This is a genomic window from Erwinia sp. JH02 (assembly GCF_013074405.1).
GTDB lineage: Bacteria > Pseudomonadota > Gammaproteobacteria > Enterobacterales > Enterobacteriaceae > Erwinia > Erwinia rhapontici.
In genome coordinates this window covers 634,421-650,523 of record NZ_JABANZ010000001.1, presented here as the reverse complement: position 1 = coordinate 650,523, position 16,103 = coordinate 634,421, and the positions used below count along the sequence as shown (strand labels likewise).

Here is a 16,103-nt window from a genome sequence, read left to right as displayed (position 1 = left end):
ACAGTAGCATCAGCCATTATCCGTTCCTTATTCTTCAGGCAGTGTGTGGGCTGAGGAGACGGCCAAGGCCGGCCAGCAACAGATCGAGGATCAGGGCAAACAGCGCAGTTGCCGCAGCACCCAGGATCAACGTCGGGAAATCATTGAGGTAAATACCGGGAAAAATCAGCTCGCCGTAGCTACTGGCCCCAATCAAAAACGCCAGTGGGGCGGTGCCAACGTTGATGGCCATTGCCACGCGGATGCCGGACAGCATCACCGGCATAGCGTTCGGAATTTCCACCTGACGCAGGCGCTGACCTTTGGTCATGCCGATGCCATTGGCAGCCTCAAGCAGGGAGTCCGGCACTGAACACAAGCCGGAATAGGTGTTGCGCACGATGGGCAGCAGTGAGGCCAGGAACAGCGCGATGATCGCCGGGCGATCGCCAATGCCGATCACCACCATTGCCAGCGCCAGTACCGCCAGCGGGGGTAACGTATTACCGACGTTAAAAATCTGCATCACATACTCGGCCCAGCGACGGGCGCCGGGACGGCTGAGAATGATACCGCTGGGAATACCGATTAACAGGGCAAACAGCATAGACCAGAACACCAGCGTCATGTGTTGTTGCCCGAGGTAGATCAGATCGACGCGTTTCGCCTTAATGGTCTCAATCCCCAGCCCCCAGACCAGCAGGGCGATGATCGCAGCGACAAACAGCGTCGCCAGTAAGGCACGCCGTAACAGCGTGGAATGTGGCATATCAGTGTTCTCCCTGGGGGGCAAATAAGCATTAAAAGTGTTTATCTCGTGGGCGATTATCACTTTACCCGGTAAACTTGCTTTCAAAGCTATAGCAGCGTAACGGCAGATTTGCCAAATTTCTGGCCGAAAATCAGCAGGATACTTTTTCGGCAAAACAGGCGTCAGCCGTTGATAGCGCTGGGAAAATCGTCGATGAAAAAAATTCATCGATGTTAAGTGACACCGTCACAGACGGCATAGAGCACAATCCGAAAACTGTTGTGTGGAATATCATGCACACTTTCAGGACGTACGACAGAAAGGGGATATATGACGGAACAGACTGCGACACAAGTGACACACCGTCACTGGGTGCTTATCGCTTCAATGCTGGCGATGTTTATGGCCGCCATTGAAGTCACGATTGTTGCCACCGCCATGCCAACGATTATTGCCGAGCTGGGGGGCTTCTCTCAGTTTGGCTGGGTGTTTTCAATCTATCTGCTCACTCAGGCGGTCAGCGTGCCGATCTACGGTCGTCTGGCAGATCTCTGGGGCAGAAAGCGGATGTTTTTTATCGGCACCGGGCTGTTCCTCATCGGGTCGGTGTTATGTGGGTTCGCCACCAATATGGGCTGGTTGATCCTGTTCCGCGCCTTCCAGGGGCTGGGGGCCGGGGCGATTATGCCGCTGACCTCGACGATTATTGCCGATGTCTATCCGCCGAAAGAGCGCGCGGGCGTGCAGGGCTGGCTGTCGAGCGTGTGGGGTATCGCGGCGATTGTCGGGCCGCTGACCGGGGCCTGGCTGGTGCAGCACTTTAACTGGGCGTTGATCTTCTGGGTCAATGTCCCCATTGGCATTGTGTCGATGCTGTTGCTGGCGCGGTTTTTCCCTGAGTCGAAGGAACGTAGCCCGCATCGGCTCAATCTGGCAGGCAGCGCCTGGCTGATGCTGACCGTCAGTGCATTGCTGGTGGCCCTGCTGCAGGCAGAAGCACTTGGCACCCTGTTTGTTGTTGCACTACTGGTCCTGGCCGTGCTGGCGGGTACCGCGCTTCTGCGGCATGAGCGTCGGGCCAGCGAACCGCTGTTTCCACTGGCGATCTGGCGCAGTCGCACACTGCTGGCGGGTAACGCGGGAAATCTGCTGATTGGTGCGGCGATGATGGGGATCAGTGCGTTTCTGCCCACCTGGATCCAGGGCGTCAATGGCGGAACGCCACTTCAGGCGGGCAGCGCACTGGCGATGATGTCGATCGGCTGGCCGCTGGCCAGTACGCTCAGCGGGCGTCTGATGCAGCGTACCTCGTACCGGTTTACCGCGCTGCTGGGTTCCGCCTTGCTGATCGCCGGCACCGCATTGTTACTGACGCTGCACCGGGAAAGCCCGGTATGGCACGCCGGGCTATTTGCTTTTGTCATTGGCACCGGCATGGGCATGACCAGCACCACTTTCCTGATCGCGGTACAGAACACGGCCGACTTTGCCATCCGGGGCATTTGCACTGCCTCGATTATGTTCAGCCGTATGCTGGGATCGGCACTGGGAACAGCGTTAATGGGTGCGGTACTGAATTACAATTTACTGCTGCGTTTGCCTGGCGATAATGATCCGGTACAGCAGGTGATGTCACACGCTCAGCGACAGCAGATTGATGCCCCCAGTCTGGAGGTGATGTTGAGTGAAATTGCGCATTCGCTGCACTGGGTGTTTGCGGTATCGACGGTGATTGCGGTAATGAGCCTGGTGATTGCGCGCTTTGTGCCGGCAGAGAAGCCACACTAGCGGTAAGGCAGGGCGGCCCTGGAAGGATCGCCCTAAAGAAGACTACTGCGCAGGGGCATCCTGAGAGGTGCCTGCACTGGCGGGAACACTGCTGTCACCATCGTTGCCCGTGCGTTTGTAGACAATTTTCTGTGTGTCATTTTCGCAATGCCCGACAACCTGTCCTGCAGCCTGATCGGCCTGGTCGTTAGGGACAATATCAAGCGTAAAACCGGAAGCCGGCACGCCATTGTTAATGATTTTCTGATTAATATCGGCTTTGACCGTTTCGCACGACGCCTGAACAGCGAGTGGCATCGCAACAATCAGCCCGGTTAACATCCACTTAAACCCTTTCATCATTTCATCCTTATCTGTGTGAAAATCCCGCTAACTATAGCAGTTAAATCCACTTATGGCGCAACCGGACGGCCGGTGCGACGGTCGAGGCAACGCAGCGTATTGGGTTCCCAATAGGCATTCACATTCAGGCTATGTTCGCAACCGTCACGGGTATCAAACGCACGGTCAGTTTTATCAAACTCTTTCTCCACGCGGGTGTTCACCTTGTTACGCAGGCTACGGGTCGCATCCCACTGCTCTTTCTGTTCGCGTGCCTGCTCGGTCGTGAGGGCATTATCGCCTTCTGAAATAATCAGACGGTCAGTACGCGCCTGAGCGCTGTGCTGAACAGAAAACAACGCGGTCAGCAGCAGCAGTGGGACAGTGGCTTTTGTCAGACGGCTTTTCAGGGTATTCATCATCGGTTCCTTTATATGGGCAGCCACGGCAACGGCGACTGAACAGGTCATGTCATGTAGTATATCACCAGCTTTCAGGCCCTCACCAGTCTGCCTGACACTGCCGTTTACCATTGAGAGAGAAAAGAAAACGTGCTGACCACGATACTGCTATTTTTTGCCACGGCATTAGCCGAAATCATCGGCTGTTTCCTACCCTGGTTGTGGCTGAAGAAAAATGCGTCTGCCTGGCTGTTGCTGCCTGCGGGCGTCAGCCTGATGGTGTTCGTTTGGTTGCTCACGCTGCATCCGGCAGCCAGCGGGCGTGTTTACGCGGCTTACGGCGGGGTTTATGTGGTCACGGCGCTGTTGTGGTTGCGTATTGTCGATGGGGTAAAACTGAGCACCTATGACTGGGTGGGTGCCGCCGTGGCGTTCTGCGGAATGTTGATTATCGTAGCAGGATGGGGACGGGCCTGAAGGCAGGCCCGAACAGCGTTGATTACGCCTTGTGCACGCGCAGGCCCGCCTGGCTCTGACCCACCGGCATCATCTCCAGCGCGCTGATATTGACATGCTTCGGCAGGGTGGCAACCCACCAGACGGCTTCGGTCACATCTTCCGGCGTCAGCGGTTCAGTACCGTCGTACACGCTGCCCGCACGGGTGTCATCACCTTTGAAACGCACGTTGGAAAACTCGGTGCCGCCGACCAGACCGGGTTCGATATCGGTCACGCGTAACGCCGTGCCGTGCAGGTCGGTACGCAGGTTGAAGCTGAACTGGCGTACAAAGGCTTTGGTGGCACCGTAAACATTCCCACCGGGATAAGGCCAGCTTCCGGCGATTGAACCGATGTTGATAATGTGGCCAACATTACGTTCTACCATCGCGGGCAGCAGGGCGCGCGTCATGTACACCAGCCCTTTATTGTTGGTGTCGATCATATCTTCCCAGTCTTCCAGGCTGGCGCGCTGCGCAGGCTCAATACCGAGCGCCAGCCCGGCGTTGTTGACCAGAATATCAATGTTGCGCCACTCAGCAGGCAGGCTGGCGATGGCGGCATCAATGCCCGCGCGGTCGCGCACATCCAGTACCAGCGTATAAATACTCTCACCAAACTCCTGTTGTAGGGCGTCGAGACGCTCCTGACGGCGACCGGTCGCAATGACTTTATGGCCCTGGGCGATAAAGCGGCGGGTAATGCTTTGACCAAAACCGGCGGTGGCGCCGGTAACAAATACGATCATCTCACTGTTCCTCAACACATTTTGGATTTTTATCACCTTACCATCTGATGGCCGAGGTGATAAGAAGCGAATTGTTATGATGAATGAGAAAGAATGGATAACACCCCCTGGCAATAAAAACTGCACAAATTTCACGCACCCCCTGGCTGCTTCTATGCATGATCAGAACTGTGGTGAGTTATCGACTTGCACCATCACCACATTAATTTTTGAAACTGAACTAACAGTGACAGTTTCAGCAGGATCACTGCCTTTCCAGCAATATCCCTCCACTGAACAGAACTTTTGCTTAGTGTAGCCAAGAGATGCCAGATAAGCGTTAACCCTACTGGCATCAATTGTATTGTAAAACGTAACCGAATAGACAAGTGATCCGGGACCCGCCACGTTATAAAAATCAAACTCATAGCGGTCAGATATTCTTGGTATTTTTTTCAGGATGTCCGGGGTGTAAAATTCATATTCCCGCTTATCTTGTTCAGTGTAGTGTGCGCTACCCGCCAGCTCTATTTTTATCGTTGGCCAGCAGTAAAAAAACACGCCTGCTATCACAACGATAATGAACAGTGTTGCTTTAAGTGAGCTTTTCATACAATTAAATCCTTCCTCTTGCCATCTTGTATGAAAGAGCCATCCATGGTTGCAATAGCAACGTTTCCTGATTTCCAGTCATTGTAGGGTTTTATGGCCTGCATGAAATTAGGCAACTGGCCTAAGCGTGGTTTAGCGTTTGGGAATCGCTCTGGGTTCGGGAATAATAATGGTCGGAAGGTTTCATTTTTCCAGGAACCGATTTTTCCGTAATAATCCCATCTTTTCAGTGCCTCTGCTTTGCTGACTGGACGCAGCATTGCGAAAGGATTCTGAACGGAAACAACACGGTAAAAGCCCAGCAAGTCTGACACCAGGTCTTCTCCACTAAATCCACTGTCAGTCACCATATTGTTAGGAAATGAACCCTGAAATGCTTCAAACTTTCGCGCCATTGTCATCATCATAGCGAGTGCGATGCTTTTGCGTTCTTGATAAGGACGTCCCTTTCGTATACGCCATTTGATAAACTTTCCTACCCGAATTATCCGGTACGGAGATACCATAGACTGGGCATAGGTGGCATCGTAGCGACTTGCACTCATTGCTTCACCAGCGTCGAATTTGCTCATCAATATTCTGATGTCATCTCCTCTCGCATGACCAAGATCAATCCAGCCCAGCACTTCCGTGTAGATCAGGCCACCTCTGGCACTTGCCGCTTGTGAGCCATCAATGATTTCATTCCGTGTACTCATTCCTCAAAATTCCCTTTCTGTTAAAAAATACAATTTAATTATTACGGCATAGCAAGTCTGGGCTCCAGGCTTACGCTTAGCAGGGATGGCATTGGTTAAATCTGACAATCAGGGTTATATCTCTCTGTTTTCTTTGATATTCCATCCTGACGAGAATTCAGCGCCACGGGAACCTTCCTGTGTTTGCTCAAAATAATGATTACTGACCTCTGCTGCTCTGAAGCAATAGGTGACGCCAAATAAATCCTGTTCCGATGCACCATTAAATATTACATCCGTTACCATGACCTGCTTTAGTGTTATCCTAAAAAATTCTAGTTGTTCGCCACCAGCCTTACATGAAGAAAGCTGTACCGAATTAATATGTTTCCCATTCGATACATAGCGCACAAGACCAGATGTTGCTTTATCGATAAACGCATTCACCGTTAAATCACGATATATGACTTTCCCGGAGCCTCCGCCGCTTCCTGTTTCCATGCCAGATGGTTGCGTAGCACCCCAGCTGAATGATTCTATCTGTATCCATCCCTGATGGCGGGCATCTCTTGACTCCCCTGTGACACCATCAATTTTTAAGAAAATGTCCGTACTCATATCGTTCTCCCTTAGTTATATATTATGTGGACATTACCTTAAAAAGGGAATTATGGGAAGTGGACATAAACATTGAATTACATATTAAAAGCACAAAGGATATTTCTTAAATAAAGCCAGTAATTTATAAATGAAAGTGTTTTTTATTATTATTTTTTTAAAATTAGTTTTTAATATCAGGTTGATATAATAATTCTTCTGCCCATGAAATTATATAGATGTTTTTGGTTATCTTTTGTTGTTATTTGTCCAGGCCGGTATATCTCTGTGTTTCTATAAAAATTGTCACAAGGCATATTGCACCGTCAGCGCGCAACGGCGGGAGATTCTGCGTTAGCGCGGTGCAACGCCATCAGGATGATGAGGTAAAACCGGATAAAAGCTGGGTAAGCAATCGGTTGCTTTTCAGGCAACCGATTGCGTGGGCATTTTCCGAAAAAGAGAAGATAACGCGCAATTAAAATATATAACTAATTGTTTTTTAATGTTAATTAACAGGAGTTCTTTCATGGCATAACTCTTGCATTATTGCTTTCATCTGCCAGCCCGCCATGACGCACCATGAGCAGGCCGCTTAATGAAAGGAATTGTTATGTCTCAGAATGCAACCCAGGCTATCCGCGCCAGTTTTTTTGATATCACCCACACGGTGGACCATCCGCAGCAGTTGCCGGAGGCCGCTCGCTATATTGCCGACGGGCTGCTGTTGCTCAATCAGGGCGTTATCGTCGGGTTGTCAGACTGGGAAGAGGGGCAGCACCGGCTGACGTCGGAGGTGGATCTGCTGGACTGCCGTGGTCGGTTGATTGTTCCGGGTTTTATCGATACGCATATCCACTACCCGCAAACCGAAATGATCGGCGCATTTGGTGAACAGCTGCTGGAGTGGCTAAATCAGTACACGTTCCCGGTTGAAAGCCAGTATCACTGTCCGCAGCATGCGGCACGCATGTCGGCATTTTTCCTGCAACAGCTGCTGAGTAACGGTACCACCACTGCTCTGGTGTTTGGCACCGTCCATCCGCAGTCGGTGGATGCGCTGTTTACCGCGGCATCGGCCCTCGAAATGCGGCTGATTGCGGGCAAAGTGATGATGGACCGTAATGGTCCGGATGCGCTGATGGAGACGCCGGAGCAGAGCTACCAACAGACCCGTGAACTGATTGAGCGCTGGCATAATAAAGGGCGCCTGAGCTATGCCCTGACACCGCGCTTTGCCCCGACCTCATCGCCCGAACTGCTGGCGAAAGTGCAGCAGCTGCGTCATGAGTTCCCGGATACCTGGGTACACACGCACCTCAGCGAAAACCCGCAGGAGATCGCCTGGGTAAAAACACTTTTCCCGCAGCATAACGGCTACCTGGATGTGTATCACCAGTATCAGTTGACCGGGAAGCGCAGTCTGTTTGCGCACTGCCTGCATCTGGACCGACACGAATGGGACTGCCTCCACCACACCGATTCCGCCGTCGCATTCTGCCCGACCTCCAATCTGTTCCTGGGCAGCGGCCTGTTTGACCTGAAAACCTGCTGGCACAAAGGGGTGAAGATGGGCATTGGTACGGATGTCGGCGCGGGCACGACCTTTAACATGCTGCAAACAATGGGAGAAGCTTACAAAGTGGGGCAGCTCCAGCGCTATACACTTTCAGCCTGTGAAGCCTTCTACCATGCCACGCTGGGCGGGGCGAAAGCGCTGGATCTCGATGACCGCATTGGCAACTTTATGCCGGGTAAAGAGGCCGATTTTGTGATCCTCGATCCGGCAGTCTCCCCGCTGCAACAGATGCGCCACGCCAACAGCCGTGATATCTGGGAGAAACTGTTTGTACTGATGACGCTGGGTGACGATCGCAATATCGCCGCCACCTGGGTCAATGGTCGCTGCGTCTGGCAGCGTGAAGAGAAGGAGCAGGCCGCATGATCCAGTTTTTACTTAACCAGCGCCTGGTCAGTGAGCAGGACCTTGACCCCAATACCACGATCCTGAACTACCTGCGCCAGAACCACCGGCGTTGCGGCACCAAAGAGGGGTGTGCCTCCGGGGATTGCGGTGCCTGCACCGTCACGCTGGGCCATGTGGATCAAGGGAAAATGCGCTATCAGACGGTGAACAGCTGTCTGACGTTTGTCAGCCATTTACAGGGAAAACAGCTGATCAGCGTGGAAGATCTCCGCCAGCCGGAGGGCCTGCATGGCGTACAGCAGGCGATGGTGGACTGCCATGCTTCACAGTGTGGTTTCTGCACGCCGGGCTTTGTGATGTCGATTTTCACCCTGCAAAAAAATGGCGGCGGTCATCACCAGCAGATCGAACAGGCGCTGGCCGGCAATCTTTGCCGCTGCACCGGCTACCGTCCGATTGTCGATGCCGCCCGCCAGGCCTGCGCGCTGGCACAGCAGGACAGCTTTGATCGGCAGGAAGCGGCGACTGTGGCGCAGTTGCTGACGCTGCAAACCCCGGAGATGCAGGAAATTAACCACCGGGGCAACCGCTGCCTGCTGCCGAAAACAGTGAAGCAGCTGTCCGATGCGCTGCTAGCCCATCCGCAGGCGAAACTGCTGGCCGGGGGAACTGACCTGGCGCTGCAGGTGACCCAGCGCGGCGAAGCGTTACCGCTGTTGGTCGCCCTTGATCAGATCGATGAGCTGAAGCACTGCACGCTCAGTGACGATGAGATGGTGCTGGGCGCCGGGACGTCCCTGAGCGACTGCTGGCAATGGCTGGAGGAGGGTATCCCCGCGCTGACGCAGATTCTGGCGCGTTTTGCCTCGCAGCAGATCCGCAACCTCGGCACGCTGGGGGGGAATATTGGCAACGCCTCTCCGATTGGCGATATGCCGCCTATGTTGCTGGCGCTGGATGCATCGCTGATTTTGCAACAGGGCGGCAGCCAGCGTCGTCTGCCGTTAGACGACTTCTTCCTCAGTTACCGTAAAACGGCGCTGCGCGAGGGCGAATTTATCCGCGCTGTGGTGATACCACGGGCCATGATCGCGCAGCATTTCCGCGCCTGGAAAGTGTCTAAACGGCGGGAGGATGATATTTCCGCTGTGTTTGCCGCCTTCACGCTGGCGACGGATGACGCGGGCCGCATCAGCAGCGTGCGCATCGCGTTTGGCGGGATGGCCGAAACACCACGCCGTGCCCATCACTGTGAGCAACAATTACTGGGACAAATGCTGACGACGACCGCGGTAGAAAGCGCCTGTCGTGCACTGGAACAGGATTTTCAGCCGCTGAGCGATTTCCGCGCCAGCGCTGCGTATCGCCTGCAACTGGCGAAAAACCTGCTGCGGCGTTATCACGCCACGCTGAGTGGCGAACTGACCGTGACGGAGGTATCAGACTATGTCTTATAAACCCCCGGCGTTAAGCCCGGACGCGCTGGCCCGCCAGTTTCAACAGCACAATGCGGGGGGCGTGGGTAAAAGCACGCGACATGACAGCGCAGCGATGCATGTCGCCGGAGAAGCCCTCTACATTGACGACCGTCTGGAACTGCCGGGCATGTTGCATCTCTCTCCGCGCCTTAGCGAACATGCCCATGCGCGTATTCTCAGCATCGACGTTGAACCGTGCTACCGCGTACCCGGCGTGGTGCAGGTGCTGACCTGGGAAAACGTTCCCGGTGAGCTGGATATTGGTCCGCTGGAGCCGGGCGATCCGCTGATGGCGAAAGCGATTGTGGAATACGTCGGGCAGATGGTGTTGGTGGTGGCCGCAGAAAGTGAGCAGGCAGCGCGTCAGGCGGCCGCGCTGGCGGTGATTGAATATCAGCCGCTGACCCCGTTGCTGGACGTGAAGCAGGCGCTGGAGCAGGGCAGTTTTGTCCAGCAGCCGCATGTTCACCAGCGCGGGGATGCTGATGCAGCGCTGGAGAAGGCACCCCATCGCCTGAAGGGCGAGTTTCATATTGGCGGTCAGGAGCATTTCTATCTGGAAACCCAGGTGGCGCTGGTGGTGCCGGGCGAAGATCGCGCGTTGCAGGTTTACTCCTCTACCCAGAACCCCACCGAAGTGCAGAAGCTGGTGGCATCGGTGATGGGGCTGACGATGAATAAAGTGACCATCGATATGCGCCGCATGGGAGGCGGTTTCGGCGGTAAAGAAACGCAGGCAGCAGGCGTCGCCTGCCTCTGTGCGCTGGCGGCACGTCTGAGCGGGAGGCCTGCCAAAATGCGGCTGTCGCGGCGTGACGATATGCTGACGACCGGAAAACGGCATCCGTTTTTCGTGCGTTATGACGTGGGTGTGGAGGATGACGGGCGTTTCAGCGGGGTGAAGATCGACCTGGCGGGGAACTGCGGCTACTCGCTGGATCTGTCCGGTTCGATCGTCGATCGCGCCATGTTCCACGCCGACAACGCCTACTATCTCGGTGATGCGCTGATCACCGGCTACCGCTGCCGCACGAACACCGCGTCCAATACCGCCTATCGCGGTTTTGGCGGCCCGCAGGGCATGGTGGCGATTGAGCAGATCATGGATCATATCGCCCGTGAGCTGGGCCTTGACCCGCTGGAGGTGCGCAAACGTAACTACTACGGCAAACAGACGCGCAACGTCACCCACTATTATCAGACGGTCGAGGATAATCTGCTGGATGAGATCACCGCACAGCTGGAACAGAGCGCGGACTATGCCGCACGCCGTGCGCAGATCACCGCCTTTAATGCTGCCAGCCCGGTGATGAAACGCGGCCTGGCCCTGACACCCGTGAAGTTTGGCATCTCCTTTACTTCCAGCTTTCTCAACCAGGCGGGAGCACTGATCCTGATTTACACCGATGGTACGGTACAGTTGAATCATGGCGGCACCGAAATGGGCCAGGGGCTGAACACCAAAGTGGCGCAGATTGTCGCTGAGGTGCTGCAAATCGATATTAACAGCATTCAGATCACCGCTACCGATACCGGGAAAGTGCCTAACACCTCGCCCACGGCGGCCTCCAGCGGCACAGACCTTAACGGTAAGGCGGCGCAGAATGCGGCTGAAATCCTGCGTGAAAGACTGGTCAGCATGCTGTGTAAGCTGCATGACTGTCGCGCAGAACAGGTAACGTTCAGCAACGGCATTGTTCACGTCGGCGATAAATACTTTACCTTTGCCGATGTCGCCCAACTGGCATGGCTGAATCAGGTTCCGCTTTCTGCCACCGGCTACTACCGTGTGCCGGGCATCCACTACAACCGCCTGGCCGGGCGGGGGCAGCCGTTTTATTACTTTGCCTATGGCGCGGCCTGTGCCGAAGTGCTGATCGACAGCCTGACCGGGGAATACCGCCTGCTGCGTGCCGATATTCTGCATGACGTGGGGGCTTCGCTGAACCCGGCCATTGATATCGGTCAGGTAGAGGGCGGTTTCGTACAGGGTATGGGCTGGCTGACCAGCGAAGAGCTGGTGTGGAACGACAAAGGTCGTCTGCTGACCGATGGCCCGGCCAGCTACAAAATTCCTGCGATTGGCGACGTGCCGCACGATCTGCGGGTGACGCTGGTCGAAAATCGCAAAAATCCGCAGGACACCGTGTTCCATTCTAAAGCGGTGGGAGAACCGCCGTTTATGCTGGGGATCGCCGTCTGGTGCGCCTTGCAGGATGCGGTGTCCAGCGTGGGCGGCTACCGCCAGCATCCGCTGCTGGATGCACCCGCCACGCCAGAGCGCGTGTTCTGGGGCGCGGAGAAACAGCGTTCAGGAGGTGAAGATGCGTAGCGATGACTGGATTACTGTTCTGGCAAACCTGCGCGATCGTGCAGAGCCCTGTGTGCTGCTGACGGTACTGGATGATAAAGGGTCTGTCCCACGCGATCGCGGCAGTAAAATGGTGGTGACCGCCGATAAAACCTGGCTGACCATCGGCGGCGGCCATCTTGAGTTTCAGTCGGTTGCCATTGCACGCGAGATGCTGCTTGCCGGGCAGACGCAGGCGCGCTACGAGCAGTTTAACCTCGGGGCGCGTCTTGGGCAGTGCTGTGGCGGCATCAGCAGCGTGCTGTTCGAACCGCTGATCCAGGCGCAGCCGCAGATAGCGGTCTTCGGTGCCGGGCATGTTGGTCAGGCACTGGTGACGTTACTGGCAACGTTACCCTGTCACGTTCACTGGGTGGATGAACGGGCGGAACAGTTTACCCAGGTGCCACCCGGCGTCACCGTTTGCTGCCTTGAAGACCCGACAGAGCAGGTAAAACGTATGCCTGCGGGCAGCTACTACGTGGTGATGACCCATCATCATCCACGCGATCTTGAACTCTGTGAAGCGATCCTCCGCCGTGATGATGTCGCTTATTTCGGCATGATCGGCTCAGACACCAAACGCCAGCGCTTTGACTATCGGCTGGAGGGCAAAGGCTTCAGCCGTGACCAGCTCAATCGTCTGCGCTGCCCGATTGGCTTGCCGGATGTGAAAGGTAAACTCCCTGCGGAAATCGCGGTGGCCGTGGCGGCGGAGATTATTGCCTGCTATCAACGACGGGAATGATTTTGCGCCACGGCGCGCGGGCGATTATGCTGGAGGTTCAGCCAAAGGGAATGGGAGCAAGGAAATGAGGATCGCACCGTTAGTCTGGGCCATTAGTCTGGCACTGACCGCCAGCGCACAGAGCGCACTGGCGGCAGAGCCGCAAAAGGAGAGTCGTCACATGTCGTCGCAGCACAACAACCCCTTCAGTCAGGCCAGTTCACTGCCTTTCCAGGCACCGCCTTTTGACCGTATCACTATCGATGACTACCGTCCGGCGCTGATAGCGGCGGTAGCGGAAAAGCGCGATGAGATTGCACGCATTGCAGATAATCCCGCCACGCCGACGTTTGAAAATACCTTCCAGGCACTGGAACAGAGTGGGCAACGCCTGCGACGCGTCAACAATGTGTTCAGCGCCATGACCTCGGGAAACACCAGCGATGAACTTCAGGCACTGGATGAGGAGATGTCACCGACGCTGGCCGCACTGGATGATGATATCAAGCTGAACGGTAAGCTGTTTGCCCGGCTGGATGCGGTTTACCAGCAGCGGCAGCAACTGGCGCTGGACCCGGAGTCACTGCGCCTGGTCGAGGTCATCTGGCAGGCGTATGTGCTGGCGGGCGCACGCCTGACGGAGAGCGACAAAACGGCGCTGAAAGCTCTGAATCAGGAGTCAGCCACACTCAGTACGCGCTTTACCAACCGTCTGCTGGCCGCCACCAAAGCGGGAGGCGTGGTATTTGACGATGCGCAGGCACTGGCAGGACTGAGTGATGCAGAAAAGGCGGCGGCGGCGGAAGCAGCAGGGGCGCGCGGATTAAACCATCAGTGGCTGCTGGCTCTGCACAACACCACACAGCAGCCCGATCTGCAAACCCTGACGGATCGCGCTACCCGTGAGACGCTTTTCACCGCCAGCTGGACGCGCGCCGAAAAAGGCGATGCCAATGATACCCGCGAGGTGATCGTGCGTCTGGCGCAGGTGCGCGCACAGCAGGCAAAACTGCTGGGTTTTGACAGCTACGCTGCCTGGAAATTACAGGATCAGATGGCGAAAACCCCGCAGGCGGCTTTTGACTTTATGCGTCAAATTGTGCCGGCCGCCACTGCGCGGGCGCAGCGTGAAGCGGACGATATTCAGGCAGTCATTGACCAGCAGAAAGGCGGCTTTACTCTGGCCCCCTGGGACTGGCAGTTCTATGCCGAGCAGGTCCGTCGTGCGAAATACGACCTCGATGAAACGCAGATTAAACCGTATTTTGAACTGAACAACGTGCTGGAAAATGGCGTATTTTATGCGGCCACCCAGCTGTACGGCATCACCTTTAAACCGCGCCCGGATATCCCGGTTTATCACCCGGATGTGAAAGTCTATGAAGTGCTGGATAAAGACGGCAGTTCGCTGGCGCTGTTCTACGCCGACTGGTTCAAACGCGACAACAAGGGCGGTGGCGCATGGATGGGCAATTTTGTTGAGCAGTCGACGCTGTTAGGGACAAAACCGGTGATTTACAACGTGGCTAACTACAGCAAGCCCGTAGTCGGGCAGCCTGCGCTGTTGTCATGGGATGATGTGATCACCATGTTCCACGAGTTCGGCCATGCGCTGCACGGCATGTTTGCTGAACAGCGCTACCCGAGCCTCTCCGGTACCGAAACGCCACGAGATTTTGTCGAGTTCCCGTCGCAGTTTAACGAGCACTGGGCCAGCAACACTCAGGTTTTTAACCACTTTGCCCGTCATTACCAGAGCGGGGAGCCGATGCCTGCGGCATTGCGTGAAAAGATGCTGCGCGCCAGCACCTTTAATAAAGGTTATGACATGAGTGAACTGCTGGCTGCCGCGCTGCTGGACCTGCACTGGCACAGCCTGAGTAACGGGCAGCCCTTGCAACAGGCCGATCGCTTTGAACAGGCGGCGCTGGAGAAAGAACATATCCATCTGGCTGCCGTACCGCCGCGCTACCGTTCCAGTTATTTCCAGCATATCTGGGGCAATGGTTATGCCGCCGGCTATTACGCCTATCTGTGGACCGAAATGCTGGCCGATGATGGATTTGCCTGGTTTGAAGAGCACGGCGGGCTGACGCGGGAAAATGGTCAGCGTTTTCGCGATAATGTGCTGTCGCGCGGTAACAGTGAAGACCTCAAGCAGCTCTATCATGACTGGCGGGGACAGGAACCGGCCATTGAACCGATGCTGCATCACCGTGGGTTGAAATAACGTTATCTAAAACGGGCAGGCCGGTAAAGGCCTGCCCCTGACGCTTACTGACCGTAGGCCAGCTGTAATTTGGCGTAAAAATCTTCCAGCACAAAGCGCGCATCAATTGCGTTATAGACACGAATTTCGCGATGGCTTTCATCGATACTGTATGTCAGATCATCATTCAGCTTCGGTGCTTTCACCATCGTATAGTGATACTCGTGATCGTCCAGCAGCAGGGCAATCGCCGGGTTGTCGCCCAGCACCCAGACCTCACTTTTTGGCCAGGGAATGCCTTTCAGATTAGCCGATGCCCAGTCGTTAAATTCCAGCATCTGCTGCCAGAGATACTCCCCGGTTTTCCCCTGCGGTTTGACTTTCACGGCCAGCTCGGCCAGTGACACACGCATCGACATATAAACGTTGTGCGGTACCTGCCACAGCGGGGCTTTTGATGCGAACAGAATGCGTCCGGCCTGCGGGTCGTTATACAGGTTGTATTCCCAGCCGCCTTTTGGATACGGATTGCCGCCAATCCATACCACGGTTAAGCGACTGGCAATCTCAGGCCGCGCCTGCAAGGCCAGCGCCACATCGGTGGCCGGGCCGAGCACCAGCACAAACAGCGGGCGTGTGTCGTTGCTCAACGCTTCCCGAATAATGCCCTCAGCACCTTCACTTAGCGGCTGGGTCTGTTGATTGATTTCATGCTGTGCACCGTGCCAGACCGGGGTGGAGGCGTGCATCAGCGAGGTCAGATGCTGCAACTCCTGATAGCTTTTCGGTTCGGTCGGGTCAAACTTCTTCATCATTGTTGCCGTGCGTTGGTAGTGGGCAGCAATCAGCCCGCGCACATCAAAGGTCGGTGTCAGCAGGGCGTGTGCCACGGCAAAGTCATCATCCGCTTCATTTTTGGCGTCGCTGCTGATAATCACCCGTACCTGTTTCGCCACATCGGGTTTGAAAGGCAGTGGATGCCCGGGCGTGGTGGCCAGCAGCGGGGCAGAAAACGACAATGCCAGCACCATCAATAACGGTTTGAACATGATCTCTCCAGA

General features: G+C 55.4%; 15 protein-coding genes. 7 read left to right on the top strand and 8 right to left on the bottom strand.

Translation table 11 applies throughout. From position 1 onward, the window contains the following. Positions 1 to 34: 34 nt before the first annotated feature. Positions 35 to 748, bottom strand: a complete 714-nt coding sequence (locus HHI26_RS02975) for an ABC transporter permease (RefSeq protein WP_133845130.1) — start codon at positions 746 to 748, stop codon at positions 35 to 37. Between the two features lie 312 nt (positions 749 to 1,060). Here HHI26_RS02975 and HHI26_RS02970 point away from each other — a divergent pair, with 312 nt between their 5' ends. Then, positions 1,061 to 2,518, top strand: coding sequence for an MDR family MFS transporter (locus HHI26_RS02970; RefSeq protein ID WP_133845128.1), 1,458 nt, complete (start codon positions 1,061 to 1,063; stop codon positions 2,516 to 2,518). 42 nt (positions 2,519 to 2,560) lie between these two features. Here the strand turns inward: HHI26_RS02970 and HHI26_RS02965 are convergent, their stop codons facing one another. Both HHI26_RS02965 and HHI26_RS02960 read right to left on the bottom strand, forming a co-directional pair. Beyond that, positions 2,561 to 2,857, bottom strand: coding sequence for a DUF1161 domain-containing protein (locus HHI26_RS02965; protein WP_133845453.1), 297 nt, complete (start codon positions 2,855 to 2,857; stop codon positions 2,561 to 2,563). Positions 2,858 to 2,910: 53 nt separating this feature from the next. Then, positions 2,911 to 3,258: a DUF1283 family protein gene (locus HHI26_RS02960; protein WP_133845451.1), complete on the bottom strand. Its 348-nt coding sequence runs from the start codon at positions 3,256 to 3,258 to the stop codon at positions 2,911 to 2,913. A 132-nt stretch (positions 3,259 to 3,390) separates the two neighbouring features. Here HHI26_RS02960 and HHI26_RS02955 point away from each other — a divergent pair, with 132 nt between their 5' ends. Beyond that, positions 3,391 to 3,717 (top strand): YnfA family protein, encoded by a 327-nt coding sequence (locus HHI26_RS02955; protein ID WP_171148566.1) that lies wholly within the window; start codon positions 3,391 to 3,393, stop codon positions 3,715 to 3,717. Positions 3,718 to 3,739: 22 nt separating this feature from the next. On the opposite strand, the gene ydfG is transcribed toward HHI26_RS02955, so the two are convergent. The 4 genes from ydfG to HHI26_RS02935 all read right to left on the bottom strand — a co-directional run bounded on the left by ydfG (position 3,740) and on the right by HHI26_RS02935 (position 6,372). After that, positions 3,740 to 4,486 (bottom strand): bifunctional NADP-dependent 3-hydroxy acid dehydrogenase/3-hydroxypropionate dehydrogenase YdfG, encoded by a 747-nt coding sequence (gene ydfG / locus HHI26_RS02950; protein WP_133845124.1) that lies wholly within the window; start codon positions 4,484 to 4,486, stop codon positions 3,740 to 3,742. A 162-nt stretch (positions 4,487 to 4,648) separates the two neighbouring features. Then, entirely contained in the window at positions 4,649 to 5,077 is a 429-nt protein-coding gene (locus HHI26_RS02945; RefSeq protein WP_171148565.1) for a hypothetical protein, read from the bottom strand. Beyond that, positions 5,074 to 5,775 (bottom strand): hypothetical protein, encoded by a 702-nt coding sequence (locus tag HHI26_RS02940; protein ID WP_133845120.1) that lies wholly within the window; start codon positions 5,773 to 5,775, stop codon positions 5,074 to 5,076. The genes HHI26_RS02945 and HHI26_RS02940 overlap by 4 nt, the downstream gene beginning before the upstream one ends. 114 nt (positions 5,776 to 5,889) lie before the next feature. Then, the gene (locus tag HHI26_RS02935) at positions 5,890 to 6,372 is read right to left on the bottom strand and encodes a type VI secretion system tube protein Hcp (protein ID WP_133845118.1); all 483 of its coding nucleotides are present in this window, start codon (positions 6,370 to 6,372) and stop codon (positions 5,890 to 5,892) included. A gap of 592 nt (positions 6,373 to 6,964) precedes the next feature. Between HHI26_RS02935 and guaD the strand changes: the two genes are divergently transcribed. From guaD to dcp, 5 genes are all read left to right on the top strand, one after another. Beyond that, positions 6,965 to 8,296 (top strand): guanine deaminase, encoded by a 1,332-nt coding sequence (guaD, locus tag HHI26_RS02930; RefSeq protein WP_171148564.1) that lies wholly within the window; start codon positions 6,965 to 6,967, stop codon positions 8,294 to 8,296. Then, positions 8,293 to 9,735 carry a xanthine dehydrogenase small subunit gene (gene xdhA, locus HHI26_RS02925; RefSeq protein WP_171148563.1) on the top strand — a complete coding sequence of 481 codons (1,443 nt, stop codon included), beginning with the start codon at positions 8,293 to 8,295 and terminating at the stop codon, positions 9,733 to 9,735. Before guaD ends, xdhA begins: the two co-directional genes overlap by 4 nt. Further along, positions 9,725 to 12,088, top strand: a complete 2,364-nt coding sequence (gene xdhB, locus HHI26_RS02920; RefSeq protein ID WP_133845112.1) for a xanthine dehydrogenase molybdopterin binding subunit — start codon at positions 9,725 to 9,727, stop codon at positions 12,086 to 12,088. The genes xdhA and xdhB overlap by 11 nt, the downstream gene beginning before the upstream one ends. Next, positions 12,081 to 12,854, top strand: a complete 774-nt coding sequence (xdhC, locus tag HHI26_RS02915) for a xanthine dehydrogenase accessory protein XdhC (protein WP_133845111.1) — start codon at positions 12,081 to 12,083, stop codon at positions 12,852 to 12,854. Before xdhB ends, xdhC begins: the two co-directional genes overlap by 8 nt. A 64-nt stretch (positions 12,855 to 12,918) precedes the next feature. Continuing rightward, entirely contained in the window at positions 12,919 to 15,063 is a 2,145-nt protein-coding gene (dcp, locus tag HHI26_RS02910) for a peptidyl-dipeptidase Dcp (RefSeq protein ID WP_167864629.1), read from the top strand. 44 nt (positions 15,064 to 15,107) lie between these two features. Here dcp and HHI26_RS02905 read toward each other — a convergent pair whose 3' ends face one another. Continuing rightward, on the bottom strand, positions 15,108 to 16,091 hold the full coding sequence (locus HHI26_RS02905; protein ID WP_171148562.1) for a nucleoside hydrolase: 984 nt from the start codon (positions 16,089 to 16,091) through the stop codon (positions 15,108 to 15,110). Between the last annotated feature and the right edge of the window lie 12 nt (positions 16,092 to 16,103).